This is a genomic window from Nostoc sp. (assembly GCF_036917355.1).
GTDB lineage: Bacteria > Cyanobacteriota > Cyanobacteriia > Cyanobacteriales > Nostocaceae > Nostoc.
The window spans coordinates 192395-209776 of record NZ_JBALDP010000062.1 but is presented as its reverse complement, the minus strand read 5'-3'; the positions used below and the strand labels follow the sequence as shown (position 1 = coordinate 209776).

At 39.0% G+C, this 17382-nt stretch carries 15 protein-coding genes; 11 read left to right on the top strand and 4 right to left on the bottom strand.

All coding sequences use genetic code 11. The features are described from left to right. Positions 1-19 precede the first annotated feature (19 nt). Positions 20-1195 carry a DUF3466 family protein gene (locus tag V7K53_RS19280; protein WP_335199076.1) on the bottom strand — a complete coding sequence of 392 codons (1176 nt, stop codon included), beginning with the start codon at positions 1193-1195 and terminating at the stop codon, positions 20-22. A gap of 35 nt (positions 1196-1230) precedes the next feature. Next, entirely contained in the window at positions 1231-2253 is a 1023-nt protein-coding gene (locus V7K53_RS19275) for a glycerophosphodiester phosphodiesterase (RefSeq protein WP_335199075.1), read from the bottom strand. Between the two features lie 807 nt (positions 2254-3060). Here V7K53_RS19275 and ovoA point away from each other — a divergent pair. The 6 genes from ovoA to V7K53_RS19245 all read left to right on the top strand — a co-directional run bounded on the left by ovoA (position 3061) and on the right by V7K53_RS19245 (position 8923). Further along, on the top strand, positions 3061-4398 hold the full coding sequence (ovoA, locus tag V7K53_RS19270) for a 5-histidylcysteine sulfoxide synthase (protein WP_335199074.1): 1338 nt from the start codon (positions 3061-3063) through the stop codon (positions 4396-4398). 38 nt (positions 4399-4436) lie between these two features. Continuing rightward, positions 4437-5288, top strand: coding sequence for a sterol desaturase family protein (locus V7K53_RS19265; RefSeq protein WP_335199073.1), 852 nt, complete (start codon positions 4437-4439; stop codon positions 5286-5288). Between the two features lie 410 nt (positions 5289-5698). Further along, complete coding sequence (locus tag V7K53_RS19260) at positions 5699-5839, top strand: hypothetical protein (RefSeq protein ID WP_335199071.1); 141 nt, start codon at positions 5699-5701, stop codon at positions 5837-5839. Further along, a complete protein-coding gene (locus tag V7K53_RS19255) occupies positions 5839-6720 on the top strand; it encodes a DMT family transporter (protein WP_335199070.1) in 882 nt (293 codons plus the stop codon). Before V7K53_RS19260 ends, V7K53_RS19255 begins: the two co-directional genes overlap by 1 nt. Positions 6721-7353: 633 nt before the next feature. Continuing rightward, positions 7354-8073, top strand: a complete 720-nt coding sequence (locus V7K53_RS19250; RefSeq protein ID WP_335199068.1) for a HalD/BesD family halogenase — start codon at positions 7354-7356, stop codon at positions 8071-8073. A 367-nt stretch (positions 8074-8440) separates the two neighbouring features. Further along, positions 8441-8923 (top strand): SET domain-containing protein, encoded by a 483-nt coding sequence (locus V7K53_RS19245; RefSeq protein WP_335199067.1) that lies wholly within the window; start codon positions 8441-8443, stop codon positions 8921-8923. 85 nt (positions 8924-9008) lie between these two features. Here the strand turns inward: V7K53_RS19245 and ilvC are convergent, their stop codons facing one another. Beyond that, positions 9009-10004, bottom strand: a complete 996-nt coding sequence (gene ilvC, locus V7K53_RS19240) for a ketol-acid reductoisomerase (RefSeq protein ID WP_193948847.1) — start codon at positions 10002-10004, stop codon at positions 9009-9011. 487 nt (positions 10005-10491) lie between these two features. Between ilvC and V7K53_RS19235 the strand changes: the two genes are divergently transcribed. Further along, a complete protein-coding gene (locus V7K53_RS19235; RefSeq protein WP_335199066.1) occupies positions 10492-10824 on the top strand; it encodes a hypothetical protein in 333 nt (110 codons plus the stop codon). Between the two features lie 89 nt (positions 10825-10913). On the opposite strand, the gene V7K53_RS19230 is transcribed toward V7K53_RS19235, so the two are convergent. Continuing rightward, positions 10914-11939 carry a tetratricopeptide repeat protein gene (locus V7K53_RS19230; RefSeq protein ID WP_335199065.1) on the bottom strand — a complete coding sequence of 342 codons (1026 nt, stop codon included), beginning with the start codon at positions 11937-11939 and terminating at the stop codon, positions 10914-10916. 519 nt (positions 11940-12458) lie between these two features. Here V7K53_RS19230 and V7K53_RS19225 point away from each other — a divergent pair. The 4 genes from V7K53_RS19225 (at position 12459) to V7K53_RS19210 (ending at position 17275) form a co-directional block, all read left to right on the top strand. Further along, on the top strand, positions 12459-13328 hold the full coding sequence (locus tag V7K53_RS19225; protein ID WP_335199063.1) for a DNA adenine methylase: 870 nt from the start codon (positions 12459-12461) through the stop codon (positions 13326-13328). Then, positions 13295-14428, top strand: a complete 1134-nt coding sequence (locus tag V7K53_RS19220) for a restriction endonuclease, SacI family (protein WP_335199062.1) — start codon at positions 13295-13297, stop codon at positions 14426-14428. Before V7K53_RS19225 ends, V7K53_RS19220 begins: the two co-directional genes overlap by 34 nt. Positions 14429-14764: 336 nt before the next feature. After that, positions 14765-15685 carry a DUF4349 domain-containing protein gene (locus V7K53_RS19215; RefSeq protein WP_335199061.1) on the top strand — a complete coding sequence of 307 codons (921 nt, stop codon included), beginning with the start codon at positions 14765-14767 and terminating at the stop codon, positions 15683-15685. A gap of 234 nt (positions 15686-15919) precedes the next feature. Continuing rightward, entirely contained in the window at positions 15920-17275 is a 1356-nt protein-coding gene (locus tag V7K53_RS19210; protein ID WP_335199060.1) for an NAD(P)/FAD-dependent oxidoreductase, read from the top strand. Positions 17276-17382 lie beyond the last annotated feature (107 nt).

Here is a 17382-nt window from a genome sequence, read left to right as displayed (position 1 = left end):
TCTGCTTGAAGTTATTGCATTAACTTCTTTGTTGTATGGCTGCACTTTTAGAGTGGGGTTTGCGCTTAAGTGCTGCAAATACAATTACACCAGCGCCGAACGACAAAATAGGAACACCTAAAGTTGGTTCAGCTACAGAGACAGATGAGATTGGTGTCAAGAGAAAGGCGTGTAATTCACCATTAACCGCGCCACGACCGACAATTTGTCCATTATTATTAATGGCAGATGCCGCTGTTAAGGTAAAGCCAGCATCTGAACCAGGAGCAATCAGGTTATTTAAGTCGTACAGAGTTTTATCACTATAAAGAAAAGCCCGCAAACCGTTGCCATCTGCGGCAAAAAAGTTATTGTTAGTGCCAGAAAACCCGACTACTTGACCCAAATTATTGATCCCCAAACCAGTACTAAACAAATCTGTAGGACGTAACCTACCAAGGTCTTGGAGTCCCGTGCTGGGACTGTACAGAAAAGCACGAGTATCATTTACGCCAGTCAGTCCCGAACTACCAACTACTTGTCCTGAGTCATTAATATCATTTGCTTGACTGTACCTGTCACCAGGGAGGGTACCGAGATTAGTGATTACACCCTTGTCGGATAAAAAGGCTCGGCCGGAAGAACCGAAAATGCCAACTACCTGACTTAGATTATTTATGCCATAGGCAACATAATTTTCTTTTAAATTATTATTAATAATAGTCGTCGTACCATTGCTGTATAGGAAAGCGGCTCCGTTGGGAAAGGCAAGTTTTGGGAATATACCGCCACCACTTGTACCGCCAACTTCCTCACCTGAGTCATTGATGGCATAAGGAATGCCTTTAAGACCAGTATTTTGCGTTGTTCCATCACTGTAAATAAAGACGTTATTATCACTGTCGGTCTTACCGATGGAATTACCAACTACTTGCCCCAAGTTATTGATACCAGTCACTGCAAGTACATTATCGCCAGGCAACGGACTAATTTTTTGGAGCGAACCATTACTGTAAAAAAAAGAACTGTCCAAAGAATTAATCGCTACTTCACCTGAGTCATTAATGTCTGTAGCATAACTGTAGGCTTCTCTTGTAAGATTGCCTAAGTCAGTAACTGAGTATAAAGATACCGCCAATGCTGACTTGGATGCAGTCAGACTGATTGCGGTGAAGGTTATTGCTGTTATACAGGATTTCCACTTAAGTAAAACCATGTTACCTTGCCGTGATTTTCTATTCCCCTACCAAATTACCACTGAACAGTGGGGTGGCAAGCTGCCGTATCTGGGTAATCGCTAAATACACCATCAACACCTAAGCTGAAAAATAGTTCATATTCACCTTGAGGATTTCCTTGAAAATCCAGTGGCAAAAAACAGTCTTCATTGCGGAAAGTCCAGACATGAACCAGCAAACCAGCCGCATGAGCATCTATCACTAAAGATGTAGGCGATATCTGGTGACAAGCCGCTCCGCGTCTACGCAATTTACCATTGTTGTCTCTAGGAACCAGTAAATTTTTATGAATTCCTACCGCCTGTGCATATTTTGCAATTTCTTTTAAACCTGATGCTGTGACTAAATCTGTATAGGTGCGTTCGCAGCCGCTAACAACAAAATCATAAGGTTTACCGCTGTTATTCAGCAATTGCACTAGAGGTAAATCAGTCTTTGTAGATAAATCTTGTAAATTACCTACTTCAAAAGACTGAATAAAAATAGGTGCGTTAGCTCCCTGATAACCGTTGGCTGTTAAAGTTGCAAGTATGGGTGCTTCTAGGGCTAACCCAATAGATTGAAAGTAAGTTGGGTGTTTAGTTTCTGGGTAAATGCCGATCGTCCGATTAATTTCGGCACTTTTAACCTTGACTAAATCGATTATTTCTTGCAGCGTGGGAATTTCTAAGAGTCCATCATAGGCGGTATTTTGCGATCGCACTTGGGGAATTCGCTCTTTGGCTCGTAGTGTTTTCAGTTCTGTTAGGGTAAAGTCTTCAGTAAACCAGCCAGTTTTTGTTTCGCCATCAATTATTTTAGTGGTTTGAAGATGAGCAAATTCTGCATGGCTTGCAACGTTGGTAGTTTCAGAAATCTCATTTTCGTGACGAGCAATTAAAATACCATCTTTGGTGGAAACTAAATCAGGTTCAATATAATCAGCCCCAAGTGCGATTGCTAATTCATAAGCAGCTAAAGTATGTTCTGGACGATAGCCGCTAGCACCTCGGTGTGCAACGATAATTGGAGATGCATTGTGCAAAGTTGTAGTCATTACTTTACCCACCTAAGTAGGACGATGTAAACAATTAAAGGTTTGTAGTGAGGGCTTTAGCTCTACTTTCAGGGCTGTTCGCGTTGGCGGAGCCTCTCGTAGAGAAGCGTTCCCGCAGGGTAGCCCTCTCTACGAGACGCTACGCGAACACTACAAACTAATTTAAATATTTTTTACATTATTACGTTAATAAGTATCAAAGGTGGATAAATCCCGATCCAATACATCGACCGAGAGCCGGAAAAACTCATAATTCAATACAGTTTAGTTCTCTGTGGAAACTAGAAAATAAGTATTTTTAGTTTTGCGATCGCTACTCAACCTACAATTATTTTTAACTTAGCTCTAAATAAGTCAAGACAAGTAAAACTGTCTAAAGAGGGTTGTAATTTTTCATTGGTAAGAGTTTAAATAGTCTTTACTTTAATTATATAGTTATGTTTATTCTCGCTGAATTACTTGTTAGCTGATAGGTTAATTATTCAAGAAATATTAAGTTAGTCAAATATGATGTGTTACTACACTAAGTCGATAAAGCTTTAGGGCTATTTGAAAAACTAATTATTGAACAATAAGTATTGCTATTAAATAATAAATCTGTCATATTTAAGAATCTTATTTGATCCTCATTCAATCCTATTGTGTTTCACAAATTATATAGGACTCATATTTGATTTTTCAAAAAACTCAGTACATATATATTTTTTTATTCCGTGTTCCTTACCTATGCAAGGAAATTCAGGAATCAAAGCGGATTTCTAAATAATTATTTTTTTCATTGTTCTTTAACAACAACTTAGTTACACCATGAATAATCTGCAATCTGTTAAACCTCCAAAACTTGATAGTTGTAATAACCAAGTTATCCTCGATTACTTTGAGAATGCTTGGCAACTGGAAGATATGTTATTGAAAAGTCTAGTTGGGGAAGAGACATTTTATCTCAATCCTGACCCTTTGAGAAATCCTCTAATTTTTTACCTGGGACATTCGGCAATTTTTTACATCAATAAATTAATTCAGGTGGGGTTATTAGAAAAACGCCTCAATCCAGAGTATGAAATTTTGTTTGAAATTGGAGTAGATCCAGAAAAACCAGAAGAGTTGAATGAAGCGATCGCTCATTTGGAATGGCCGCAAGTTACACAGACTTGGGAGTATCGAGAACAAGCATATTCCGTAATTTCCGAACTAATTAAGACAACCCCGATTACTCTGCCAATTCATCCCAATCATCCCCTTTGGGCTTTAATGATGGGGATAGAACACCAACGTATTCACATTGAAACTTCTTCGATGTTAATTCGCCAACTACCAATTGAGAGAGTCAAACGTCCCCAAAATTGGCAATATGCTCCTTTTAATGGTTACACTCCTCAGAACGACACGATCGAAGTCGCTGGTGGAGTAGTAAAACTCGGAAAAGCCTTAGATGATTCGACTTATGGATGGGATATTGATTATGGCGATCGCACTGTTGAAGTTGCACCCTTTTTCGCTAGTAAATATTTGATTACTAATGGCGAATTTATCTATTTTGTCAAAGCTGGTGGTTACAAAAATCAAGACTATTGGGATGAAGAATCTTGGAATTGGAAAACTCGATACAATATTCAATGTCCCAAATTTTGGTTACATGAAAATGGTAGCTATAAATATCGAGCCATGTTTGATGAAATTGACTTACCCCTAGATTGGCCTGTAGAAGTTAATCATTATGAAGCAATGGCTTATTGTCGTTGGCAAGGAAAAGATGCTCGCTTGATGAGTGAAGCAGAATACCATTTAGCAACTTATGGTAATAGTTCATTAGATGATGTCGAAAATTATAATCTCAATTTAAAATTTTGCTCACCTAGTCCCGTTGGAATGTTAGAAACAGCCAAAAGTTCTTCGGGATTGTACGATTTACGTGGGAATGTTTGGGAATGGTTGAGTAATAACTTAAACCCTCTTCCAGGATATCAACCTCATTTTCTTTATGAAGATAATTCTGCGATATTTTTTGATGATAAACATCAAATGATGTTAGGAGGATGTTGGATAACTAATGGTACAGAAGCTTTAAAATATTACCGCAACTGGTTCCGTCCTAATTTTTATCAGCACGCTGGTTTTCGGATTGTTCACGATATCAAAGATTAACAGAATATGTCTCAGTCACATGCTCTAAGGTTACAGAGATGCAAAAACTTTTGAATTTCTGTTCTGAGATCGAATTTTATCTCAAGAGCGCTATTAGTTGTACGATTGTTCAGCAGGTATTTTATTTGCTGTTAAATAATATAGAGATCGACTTTATAACGCAGGTGCTGTTGTACTGGCTCCTTGGTTCTATCTCATTTTATAGTATTGGCATCCTCATTGAAAAAGGAATTAAAAGCAACTATGTTTTAAGGGATAAGCTGACTGCAAGAGTCAAGACAGTTAAAAATCAACCATTTCCTTCTTTTACTGTCCAAGGCATGATTACAGGAGAAATTAAAGCTTTTCTATCAGCATTAATTATTCTATATCTAGCTCCAGAGGTTCATAGAGGAAATAGCTTACTCTTAAACTTTGGATGGTTCTTGATGAGAATAGTTGCTGCTGATTTCTGTTTTTATGTTGCTCATCGCCTCTTGCACACAACATTCTTGCAGAAAATCCATCTTAAACATCATGAGTTTCGCGACTCATCAAGTTTTGTTGCTGGACACAAGAGTTTGATTGAATATATTATTGTTGCGATCGCTGATGTTTTACCTATTTTTATATTTGGATATGACATTACTCAACTATGTGCATGGAGCGTTATAGGCAATGCTTACAACTTAGAAGGTCATAGTTCTTTATCAATATTTTTCATTCCATCAGATTTCCACGATCTTCATCACACTTGCTTTAATAGAAACTATGGCATTCAGGGATTCTGGGACAGAATATTCAACACACTAAATCCTCCTACTAAGAAGCCGGGAATTATGTTTCCTGTGAGTTTTATAGAGTATATACTTATTAAATCATCTATTAATAAGGACACTGAAAAAACATAATTCAAAAAAATCATTATATGATAGCGTTTATTAATTATAGAAGGGTCTTAGGGGTTGGAGGTGGCATTCTATAATCCCTATATATACAACTAATTGGCACTCAAAATTCTCATGCAAATATCTGGATTTGAGAATTACGGTATTCACAGCAGATTTTGGCAAATTAGGCAATCAATTAAATTTTGTCTTTGGGATACTTCCTAAAGTAACAAACAACGATCCGATCAAACGCCGCGATCGAGATACTTCCTTACATTTTTATGCTACCAATTTAATGATATAATTGCTGTTACTACCAGATTTTCAGTGGTTATAAATACCGAATATAACACAGCAAATGATACAGTTTTGATTGGATTGATACGATCTTCCTTTACTTTTTAATTGCAATATAGAAAAAATATGAAACTATGAAAATTGGGTTAATAGAACTTCGCCAACTAAGAAGCCTAGATTTTGAAGGTACTTACTGTACGGAACAAAACCAAAATTATTTATGCGATCGCATTCTCTATGGATGTAAAGAAACATTATTCAATCAATTAGTCTGATGCCACCTGAAAATACCTTGCGTTTCAAGGGCATAATACTGCTTATTTTTGTTAATATAATTGGTTCTACAACTTTTCCATTGACCAAAGACATCGTTGGTAGCGTTTCGCCAAGTGCATTGATTGCTACACGCTTTGTCATTGCCGCAGCAGTTTTTAGTCTAAACTTACGTAATCTTAACAAACTTTTACTTCGTGATGGTACAGTACTAGGCCTTTTGCTTTTCTTGTTTTTAGCGATAGAAACAATTGCGCTCAAGACTATACCAGCAAACCGGGCGGCATTCATTGGCAGTTTGAACGCACTCATAGTCCCTCTGCTAGGATGGCTGAGTGGTCAGCGCATACCATTGAGAACTTTCCTCGCTGCTGGAGTAGCGGTGATTGGTATTGGTGTGATGTTTTGGGAAGGCGGAGAACTAAGAATTGGCGATTTGTTGATGTTCGTTGATGCTTTTGTCTATGCAGTCTACATACTTTTCCTAGAGCGAGTCGCCTCACGTCACCCCACTTTAACACTCACCAGCGTTCAACTTTTGTTCATTGGGGCGGTAGGGGTACTCTGGAGTAACACACAAATTATTAACCAATTTGAGGTAATTCGCCAGCACTGGGGAGCGATTTTTTACTTAGGGTTGTTGGCGACGGCTGCTGTTATCTGGCTTCAAACATTGGCACAGCAATGGGTTTCATCTGACGAAGCTGCTTTACTTTTTACACTTGAGCCATTGTTCGCCACAATTTTCTCGTTTTGGCTACTTGGCGAACATTTGGGAATACGCGGTCTAATTGGCGCGATTCTTGTCTTAGTTGCTCTGATTGTAAGTCAAAGTTCTCAAAAGATTGAGCCGGAAGCAAAAGTTGAGGTACAGAGCAGTTAACGGTTAGCTGTTTAAGCTAGGTGTATCCTACTTTTTATTTAAGTAAGTCGACGCAATTAAAGCTAACTAGTGAAGTTCCATCATTTGTCGTTTGTAATTAATCATTTGTAAGGGTTTTAAGCCTGTTTACGTTTGTCTATATAACTTTGTTTATTCCCGCAGACTTACTTAGCGAACAAAGATTAGAGTATTTTAGCGATCGCACAAGCGTATTCAAACGAAAGTTTATTTTCTTCTTCAGTCATGATAGTTCTAGTAAATAACGATTGCTCATCTCACATCTAATTTATATTTATCGGAAGAATAAAAGCTGGATGCTCCCGTTTAAAGTTAGCTAAATAGGTATTTGACAAACATAATCATGCATTTGTCAATACGTAATTGCTGAGAAATTTTTATGAAAACGTGCTTGACTTCTTTCAGTTAGTTATTAGATAATAGATAAAAGATTTGAACTGTTAAAAACATCTTACTACTTACATAAAAAGATGCTTCATATGCAGTTTATTAATTATATTAGCCAAGTTTTGGAGTAATTAAATTAGCTAAAGTCTGGATTTTACTTTGACCACAAGCATCAATGCTATTACTTAAATAAATAATTTTGATGCTTAAATTTATCATGATTTTGTAGTGAATATTGTGTATCATAACACTGCCAATTTTTTCAATGCTACTAAATATTCTCGTCTGAACCGAGAAACTGGAGCTTTATTACACGAAGAGTTTGCTCTCAACTGTTATGTAAAATTGCCGTTGTTTTTCAATGATGATTCATTTGCAATTTTGAAAGCAGAAGTTCTCAGAATATTTGAGCAGCATTCTCGAAGAAGAGACTTCAATATGAAACATGAGCAAAATACTCCTAGACATCTTAGTACTGTTTCGGGAGTTGTCGTTGCTGAACACTCACAACTTATTCCGGCTTTGTACCGTGATTCTCAGCTAATTGAGTTTCTCTGTGGTATTGCGGGAACTCCAGTTCATCTAGTACCAGATCCTTTTGATAGGCATGTAATCCATAGGCTTGACAAAATTGGAGATGTTCATGGAGGACATCTCGATACCTACGCTTTTGCTTTTGCTATTTTTATAGAAACCCCACCAGAAGGGACTGGAGGATGCCTGGAGTTTGTTCCCCACAGTATGGAAATTAGCGATCTCGATACACCATTTGCTAAACGGGTTGGGCATAATGTTGGAGATTGCTACTTTATGAAAACGAACAAATCTGTTCATCGAGTTTTGCCTCTTTTGGAAGAAGTCAAGCGAACTAACCTAATCTTGACTTACGCAGATGATGAAACAATAAATATTGATATTTCTTACTCTAGTCAACCTCTTTACGGTTAACTATGTCAATAGACCAGAAATTTCTCTCTTCAAGTGGCTTGTAACTTCATTTTGGAACACTTTAAACAACTGGTGTTTGAATACACATACTCAATTTTCTATCAATGTGTAAGTTCTAATAAATACCCCTTTCAAGGTGACTAATAAAATCTCTTTTTTCTCCGTTATCTCTGCGTCTGGAGCGCTCAGTAACTTATTTATTTAATCACAGAGCCACAGAGAATACAGAAATAAGAGGTTGAAAACGAATCTATTTGCGAAAATTTTTATTCACCTTGAAAGGGCTAGTTTTAGTCAAGCGAACTGCAACTAAGCCAATTTTAAAGTTTGAAATCCTAATCAATTTAAATCTACTGGGTCTTTATCTATGAATATACTAGAGTCGATTTCATCTGCAAAGATCAATTCCCATATCACGATTCAGAAAACAGCAAAAGGACGAGGAGTATTTGCTAGCAAAAAATTTGCCCAAGGGGAAAGTGTCGTGGTGGGTATCCCAATTGAAGAAGTTCCCGAACGAACAATTTATTCCTTTCAAATGGATTTTAATTTGTATGTCAATCTAGATGAGCCTGCTGTCGTCATTAACCATTCTTGCTCCCCAAATACTGGGGTAAGAAACAATCAGTTTGGGGGATATGATTTCGTTGCTTTGTGCGATATAGAAGCAGGTGAGGAGATTACCTGGGACTACGAAACCACTGAATATGAATCAATTGCTGTTTCCCGGTGCTTATGCGGATCTTTATCTTGTCGAGGGAAAACATTAGGATTCAAATTCCGCGAACAAATGTTGCGTGATACTTACGAGGAGTACATTGCAGATTATCTCAAAACTCAAAGCAAATGATGTTTAGACATCTCCAAAAATTAAATATGCTGTAACCATAACCCTTATAGAGACGTAGCACTGCTACGTCTCTACATTCTTTTGCTTAAGCCTTTTTCAACCAGCTAAACATAGCCCGTAAATCTTTACCGACTTCCTCAATTTTATGTTCAGCTTCTTTGCGACGCATGGCGGTAAATCCTGGTTTACCAGCTTGGTTTTCGAGAACGAATTCTCGTGCAAATTGTCCAGATTGAATTTCGCTGAGAATCTTCTGCATTTCAGCTTTGGTTTGTTCGGTGACAATCCGCGGCCCACGGGTATAATCGCCATATTCAGCTGTGTTAGAAATGCTGTCGCGCATTTTGGCTAAACCACCTTCCACAACCAAGTCAACAATCAACTTAACTTCATGCAGACATTCAAAATAAGCCAATTCTGGTTGATAACCAGCTTCTACCAAAGTTTCAAATCCGGCTTTGATTAAAGCACTCAAACCACCGCATAATACTGCTTGTTCGCCAAATAAATCTGTTTCCGTTTCTTCGCGGAAAGTCGTTTCGAGAACACCAGCGCGAGTACCACCAATACCTTTAGCATAAGACATGGCGCGATCGCGTGCCTGACCACTAGCATCTTGATAAACTGCAAACAGCGCTGGTACACCTTCACCACCTTCATAAGTCCGCCGTACCAAATGCCCCGGCCCTTTTGGTGCTACCATCACCACATCGACGTTAGCCGGTGGTACAACTTGCCCAAAGTGAATATTGAAACCGTGGGCAAAAGCTAAAACATTCCCTTCTTCGAGATTGGGTTCAATCTCGTTTTTGTAAATCGTTTTTTGAACTTCATCAGGTAACAAAATCATAATGAAGTCAGCAGCATTAGCGGCATCTGCAACATTTTTCACAGTTAAACCAGCTGCTTCAGCTTTTGCAACTGACTTACTACCCGGATATAGTCCCACAATCACATTCAAACCACTATCTTTGAGATTGAGAGCGTGGGCATGACCTTGAGAACCATAGCCGATAATAGCAATAGTTTTTCCAGCCAAAAGGTCTAAATTGGCATCTTCGTCATAATACATCCGGGCCATAGAAGCATCTCCTGTCAGCAAGCATCGTCATTAATTCGCAGGCTTACGATTGTACCCCAAATTGAGTAACACAGATGAACTGTCAATCATTCTATTTATCTGTTTGAACTCAGGGGGAGTGTTTACGAAGGCAATAATCGCCTAACTTCTTTATCTCAAGCAAGTAAAGTTACTCAGTTTCAGTAGATCGAAAAGTTTTGCGATGCCTTCTCTACGAGATGCACTCGCGTTCGGCGGGCGTAGCGATCGCCAAATAATAGTAGCCTGTGATACACTTTTGTTCAAGTCTAAAAAAGTTGATCGTTTTTGATAATTTATAACCCACCTTCGACACCCTAATGTAGTAAAAGTTTTCAGCAGGCAATGCTGAGTAACTTCCTTGTTCGGTTGTGGTTCCTTGCTTTTACGTTTTTTAGAACTAATGTACTAAATACGTAATTATTTATGTATAATTATATATTCCTAAAAAATGAATGTCTAAGGAGTTATGGTGACTTACTCTGCTGTAAATGGGAAAATTTACAATCCCCATAATCTACAAATTCTCGACCACGAAGAAATGCAATATTTGCCATGCTTTCAAGCATTAGCTAATATATTTAATTCTCAAAATTACGAGATTTGTATTAAAAGAGAAGATTTTGGCAGAATGGTTTTTGTTGGTGTGTTAAACAAAAATTCTCTCGTTGCTGTAAAGATTTATCTGGTGTATGCTTGTGTACCAATTGATAACCCCATAAATGTGAATGTGCTTCAAGCTGCAATTAATCACTTTCAATCAGGAGTTAGAGAAGATTTAGTACTAAATCGTCGTGTTTGACTAAGTAATAGTTAAACTAAAACCCCTAATCACTCAAGGATGATAGGGGTTTATCTTAATACCTCAGAAAACTTGAGCTTTGAAAAAATCTAAATTTCTAACTCTCTAATATTATTTAATATTCTTTGATAATCGTCCACATTCCCTTGCTTTAAATAAATATTAGCGGCTAGTTTCAAATCTTGAATACCACCTTCTAAATCGCCAACTTTAATTCTAATAAAACCTTGTTTTTCATGAGCTTCTTTATGAAAAGCATCAATTTTAATTGCAGCACTGTAATTCTCAAGCGCTTTATTATAATAACTGCCTAATTCATAAATATATCCTCTATAGAAATAAGAAGATACATGCAAAGGATTAATTTCAATACATTTATTAAATTTAATTATCGCTTCTTTAAATTGGTTTTGATACATTTTGACCACACCTGTACCATAATAAGCACCATAATAGTTTGGATTTAATTGTAAAGTTCGATTAAAATCTTCAATTGCCAGCACATAATTTCCCATAGCACCATACGCCAGACCTCTATTGCAAAAAGCATCTATATAGTTAGGGTATAATTCAATAGCAAGATTAAAATTTACAATTGCTTCTGAATATATTTTAGTGTATAAATAAAATAAAGCTTTCCCGTAATAAGCTGAAGGGAGTTTTGGCTCTAGCAAAAGTGCTTGCTGAAAATCTTGAATAGCATTTTTGTAATCTCCTATACTTAGGAAACTCAATCCTCTTTTTGAATATATAAATGCTGTATTTGGATTAATATTTATTGATTGATTATAATCTTCGATAGCCCCTTGATAATCTCTTATTTCTGTGCGAGAAATTCCTCTGTTAAAATAGGCGGCTGCCAAATTTGGGTTAATACGTAAAGCCTGTGTATAGTCCTGAATTGCAGATTGATCCTGCCTTAAATTAGCTAGGATTAGACCACGTAAACAGTAAGCATCAGCATTATTAGGATTGATACTTAAAATCTGGTTGCAATCTTCAATCGCTCCTTTATAATCATGTTGTTGGCTCTTAGTACCAGCACGATTTAGGAGGTACTCCACAGATATACCTTTTACTAGGCTTTTAGCTATATCTTTTAATAACCAATCCATTTCAAAAAATCCAATTGTTAAGTAGTAACCTTTCACTTAGGTTTAGTATTCCCTCTTTTTTGAACTGAATACTACCTGTATCTATACGCGCTAGGGCGATAATCAAGCGCTCATGATTGCTTTCATCCCGTTACCGCTACCTGAAGTTTGTTCAATGGCTTTTGGTTGCTTGCCTACTTGCTAGCTTGAGAATGTGAGCGTACCACCTCCGAAGTCAAGAATATGGAACTCACTGCTATTATCTGGAATAATTTTATTAGCTTCTAGAGATGCTCCGTTCTACTCCGGCTGGTATAAAACTCAGACAGGATAAGCTTTTACAGACTATTTTCCCGGAAATTACACGTATCTAATACTGTTGGCGATCGCCTTACTGAAAAAGAATGGCAGATTATTCTCTGAAAAAATAATGTAAGTATTCTTGTTTGTTTATACTTTATTTCTCAACACTATATAATAAATTGCGTTTTACCCTTATCCTTGGTTTCGGGTAAAGCAATCCCTTTGAGGTGGGCTTTCATGGCAAAGAAAATTGCATTTGGTTGGTATGGCGGCAAGTACAGTCATTTAGACTGGCTTTTACCCTTGTTGTCAAAAACGACCCACTACTGCGAACCATTCGGCGGTTCAGCAGCCGTGTTGTTGAACCGGGAGCCTTCACCTGTGGAAACCTACAATGATATTGATGGCCAGGTAGTCAACTTTTTTCGCGTACTACGCGACCAAAAAGACCAACTCATCGAGGCGATTGGGTTAACCCCATTTTCGCGTGAAGAATTTCGGACTGCTATAGCTAAAGAGGAAGAGAGTTTGTCAGACCTGGAAAGGGCTAGACGATTTTTCGTCCGGGCGCGACAAGTGAGGACGGGCTTGGCACAAACCGCCAGTGTTGGACGATGGGCGCACTGCAAACTTACTAGCCGCGCTGGAATGGCTGGTGCAGTTTCCCGGTGGCTTGGTAGTGTTGAGGATCTGCCCGAAATCGTGCAACGGTTGCTACGCGTGCAAATTGAGAACGACCGAGCAATTGATATTATTCGACGCTACGATAGTCCAGAAACATTATTTTACTGTGACCCTCCCTACCCGCACGATTCCCGTGGGGATAGCAAGGCTTACGCTTATGAAATGACCGACGACCAGCATCGGCAGCTAGCGGATGTTTTGCGTTCAGTTAAAGGTAAAGTTGCCCTTTCAGGCTATGATTGTTCGTTGATGCAGGAACTTTACGGTGACTGGAACTGCATTAAAGCGCCCGTGAAACACTGCCATTCCATCAAGCAGTTACGGCAAGAAGTACTTTGGCTAAATTATGACCCGCAAGCCTCCACACTTACTGTTGAAGAAATCGCTCCATGTCCACAACCCCAGCAGCTATCCTTGATGTAGCCTTACAAAAAGCTGAAGCATCGATAGTCCAACCGATTGTCACCAACCCCAGCATTGCCGAAAAAATTGACTATGTATCGCGCTATGTAGGCAATCGTGCTGTAGTTCGTTTGTTGCTGGCCTGCTCTTTGGCAGCAATTCACCGTGGGAATGTTGATATCCGCAAGCCTTACACCGAAATAGGCACACCAGATGCTTACTCTGGACGCTACTACGATGAAAGTTACATCACAGCATTCATTAACCAGCATGAGTTGCCTTGCAATCCCACTACCGCGTTCCTCACCCCTGCCCTGCGGAACCGTAACATCACCTTAACCCCAGCAGTCAATCTGGTGGGACGACCGCCCAAACTCTATGAAGCTGCTCTGCAATTACTTGATGATGTTCATCAAGGCAGGATAACTGCTGAAGAATTACTAACCCAAACCATTCGCTGTCTAATTATCGCTCGGAACGAGAAGCGGCAGCGTATGGAAACACTACTAGCAGACCTGAAAAAGTCGGAAGACGCAATACCTTTGTCAGCAGAGGAAATTATCACACTTTTGAAACAACATTTGGCTTGCCGAGGTTCAAGCCGTCTTCCTGTACGAATTGTTGCTGCTGCCTATAAAGTAGCAGAACAATATATTGGGGAGCGTTTTTTACCTCTAGAATCGCACAATGCAGCAGACGAGCAGACTGGAGCTTTGGGAGATTTGGAAATTACTTTAGTTGATGATGAGAAGGTGATTACCAGCTATGAAATGAAGACCCGACGCATCACCTTAGTAGATATTGACCGTGCTTTGCAAAAAATAAACAGCACAGGCAAGCGGGTTGACAACTATATTTTTATCACGACGGATGCGATAGAAGAAGGTATTCAGGAATATGCCTCAAGTATGTACGACCGTACAGATGGCATAGAGATTGTGGTTTTGGATTGTATCAGCTTTGTACGTCACTTTCTGCATTTGTTCCATCGATTGCGATCGCAATTTTTGTCAGCCTACCAACAGCTAGTGCTAACAGAACCAGACAGTGCTGTTAGCCAACCTCTAAAAGAAGCTTTTTTGGCATTGAGACAGGCTGCTGAAAGTGCCAGGGAATTGTGACCTACAAGATACCGTAGGCTATTTTGAATTGGTATAAAGGCAGATTTGCAAGCAGCGATCGCAGATCCAACTTGTTTTCAAAATCAAACAATTTCAAAAATATCAACTACCAGAAAGCAATTATACGACCCTAGTGGCAAACAGACTTGTTGCAGATATTTTTTGAAATAATCGTCAAATGACTTGCTAATAATATTTTTGAGATATCTCATCAAGATGAATTTTCATTCTCTGTAAAAAAAAATGACTAACCCTGTTACATAAATCGCAACAATCCAGGCTTTGAGTTTTTCTTCAGTAATACTGGGGTTAACTTCATCTATCTGGGGGTAGATTATGTATACTTCGACTAAATTCCCGCGTACATCTGCTTTGTTTATAAGTGCATTATTAGGAGGGGTGATTTTCACCAGTTGCGCCTCTTCGGATCGATCAACAAATAAGTCTGCACCTCAAATTGCAACCAATGGCGCGGTAAATCAATTATCTGCTCGTGAAAATAGTATTTCTCAAAATGCGGAAGCTACACCAATAGCGCGTTCTCGTCCACAACTCATTAAAAAGGCAGCAATCTCTTTGACTGTCAACTCTGTAGATCAGACTGTTGATGCTGTTTCGCAAATTATCAATCAACAGCAAGGGGATTTAATCGGGCTGAAACAACAACAACCCAAAAAGGACAACCCGCGTTACACAGCAACAATTCAATTGCGGATACCAGAGAATCGGCTAGAACCTACCCTAGAACAACTAGCTAAATTGGGCACTGTAGAGAGTCGTAATATCACTGCCGAAGATGTAGGCGATCGCCTCGTAGATTTCCAAGCTAGATTAACTAATTTGCAAAAGACTGAAGCCAATTTGCAAAAAATTATGGATCGGGCTGGTTCTGTAAGAGATGTGCTTAGTGTTGCCCAAGAACTGAGTAATGTCCGACAAACAATAGAACAAATTGATGCCCAACTAAAAAGCTTACAAAATCAAGTTGCTTATTCCACCATTACGCTGAACCTAGAAGCAGCAGTTTCTAGTACCAGTCCCCAACCTGCCTTAGGTTTGCAAGTTCAGGAAACTTGGAATAACTCTACCCATTCTTTGAGTGCATTTTCCGTTGGCTTACTTAAACTGGGTATTTGGTTAATTGTTTACAGCCCCTATTTGTTAATTTTTGTTGCTCTTGTCTATGGCTTTAGGCGTTGGCGGCGAACTCATTCACCACGTTTGACACAAACACCAGAGTCAACTATTTCTGACTAAACTTGCATAAATTCTACATCTACCTTTGATAAATCTACACAGATAAACAGGGATTGAAATATTTCAAACTCTTATTGTCTGTACCTTTCTCTTAAACAATTTTGTTTATCCTGTAGTCTCGATTACTTTAATACTTTTTTAAATGTAAAGAGCAATACAAAATATATGATGACAATTTTGATACAAATCTGTTAAGAATAGTTACAATAGTCGGCATACACGATAACATTTCTTATGGTAAATTCACTTGACAATAATCCACCCCATCAAGTAGTTATTGTTGGCGGTGGCTTTGGTGGACTTTATGCAGCAAAAACACTCGCCAAAGCGGCGGTAAACGTTACTCTGATTGATAAACGTAACTTTCATCTATTTCAACCCCTTTTATATCAAGTCGCCACAGGTGCGCTATCTCCTGCTGATATCTCCTCACCATTGCGTTCTGTCCTCAGCAAGAGCAAGAATACGAAAGTGCTGCTGGGAGAGGTGAATAATATCGATCCAGAAGCGCAAAAGGTGATGGTGGGCGACGAAGCAATAGCTTACGATACGTTAATTGTCGCCACAGGTGCAAAGCATTCCTACTTTGGCAAAGACAACTGGGAAGAATTCGCCCCAGGCTTGAAGACAGTGGAAGATGCCATAGAAATGCGTAGCCGGATTTTTTCAGCCTTTGAAGCCGCAGAAAATGAAACCGATCCAGAAAAACGCCGTGCTTGGTTAACTTTTGTAATTGTGGGTGGTGGCCCTACAGGTGTAGAGTTAGCTGGTGCGATCGCCGAATTGGCAAACCAAACTCTCAAAGAAGATTTCCGCAACATCGACACATCAGAAGCCAAGATTTTGCTATTAGAAGGGCTAGATCGGATTTTGCCACCCTTTGCACCAGAGTTATCACAAGAAGCGGAAGCATCCTTGACGCGCTTAGGGGTGGTTGTCCAGACAAAAACATTGGTAACAAATATTGAAAATGATGTTGTTACCCTCAAACAAGGCGATGAAGTTAAAGAAATTGCCTCAAAAACGGTATTATGGGCAGCAGGTGTAAAAGCTTCCGCAATGGGAAAAGTGTTAGCAGAACACACAGGTGCAGAGTGCGATCGCGCTGGACGGATTATCGTCGAACCTGACTTGAGTATTAAGGGACATCCCAATATTTTTGTAGTTGGCGACTTAGCAAATTTTTCTCATCAAAATGGTAAACCGCTACCTGGTGTTGCACCTGTAGCGAAGCAAGAAGGTGAATATGTAGCAGCACTAGTCCAAAAGCGGCTTGCAGGTAACAGTTTACCACCCTTTGCTTATACCGATCATGGTAGTTTAGCAATGATTGGGCACAATTCTGCTGTGGTAGATTTGGGCTTTACCAAGCTGAAAGGTTTCGTTGCATGGCTGTTTTGGCTATTTATTCACATCTACTTCTTAATTGAATTTAACAACAAATTAGTAGTAATGATTCAGTGGGCATGGAGCTATTTCACCCGTAATCGCGGAGCAAGATTGATTACAGGAAAAGAAACCATCACGGAATTTGTAATTAGCGATCGCAACAATTATTCAGCCGATAATAAACAACCGGTAAATGTCTAATTTGTCATTAGTCATTTGTCATTAGTCACTTGTACTGAGTTTCGACTGCGCTCAACTACCGCGTTCGCGTAGCGTCTCGCAGAGAAGTCGTTGGCGTAGCCTCTCGT

Bases quoted from the DNA above. Each gene is read 5' to 3' on its own strand.
- V7K53_RS19280 (WP_335199076.1), bottom strand. From the start codon at position 1,195: ATGGTTTTACTTAAGTGGAAATCCTGTATAACAGCAATAACCTTCACC.
- V7K53_RS19275 (WP_335199075.1), bottom strand. From the start codon at position 2,253: ATGACTACAACTTTGCACAATGCATCTCCAATTATCGTTGCACACCGA.
- ovoA (WP_335199074.1), top strand. From the start codon at position 3,061: ATGAATAATCTGCAATCTGTTAAACCTCCAAAACTTGATAGTTGTAAT.
- V7K53_RS19265 (WP_335199073.1), top strand. From the start codon at position 4,437: ATGCAAAAACTTTTGAATTTCTGTTCTGAGATCGAATTTTATCTCAAG.
- V7K53_RS19260 (WP_335199071.1), top strand. From the start codon at position 5,699: ATGAAAATTGGGTTAATAGAACTTCGCCAACTAAGAAGCCTAGATTTT.
- V7K53_RS19255 (WP_335199070.1), top strand. From the start codon at position 5,839: ATGCCACCTGAAAATACCTTGCGTTTCAAGGGCATAATACTGCTTATT.
- V7K53_RS19245 (WP_335199067.1), top strand. From the start codon at position 8,441: ATGAATATACTAGAGTCGATTTCATCTGCAAAGATCAATTCCCATATC.
- ilvC (WP_193948847.1), bottom strand. From the start codon at position 10,004: ATGGCCCGGATGTATTATGACGAAGATGCCAATTTAGACCTTTTGGCT.
- V7K53_RS19235 (WP_335199066.1), top strand. From the start codon at position 10,492: ATGGTGACTTACTCTGCTGTAAATGGGAAAATTTACAATCCCCATAAT.
- V7K53_RS19230 (WP_335199065.1), bottom strand. From the start codon at position 11,939: ATGGATTGGTTATTAAAAGATATAGCTAAAAGCCTAGTAAAAGGTATA.
- V7K53_RS19225 (WP_335199063.1), top strand. From the start codon at position 12,459: ATGGCAAAGAAAATTGCATTTGGTTGGTATGGCGGCAAGTACAGTCAT.
- V7K53_RS19220 (WP_335199062.1), top strand. From the start codon at position 13,295: ATGTCCACAACCCCAGCAGCTATCCTTGATGTAGCCTTACAAAAAGCT.
- V7K53_RS19215 (WP_335199061.1), top strand. From the start codon at position 14,765: ATGTATACTTCGACTAAATTCCCGCGTACATCTGCTTTGTTTATAAGT.
- V7K53_RS19210 (WP_335199060.1), top strand. From the start codon at position 15,920: ATGGTAAATTCACTTGACAATAATCCACCCCATCAAGTAGTTATTGTT.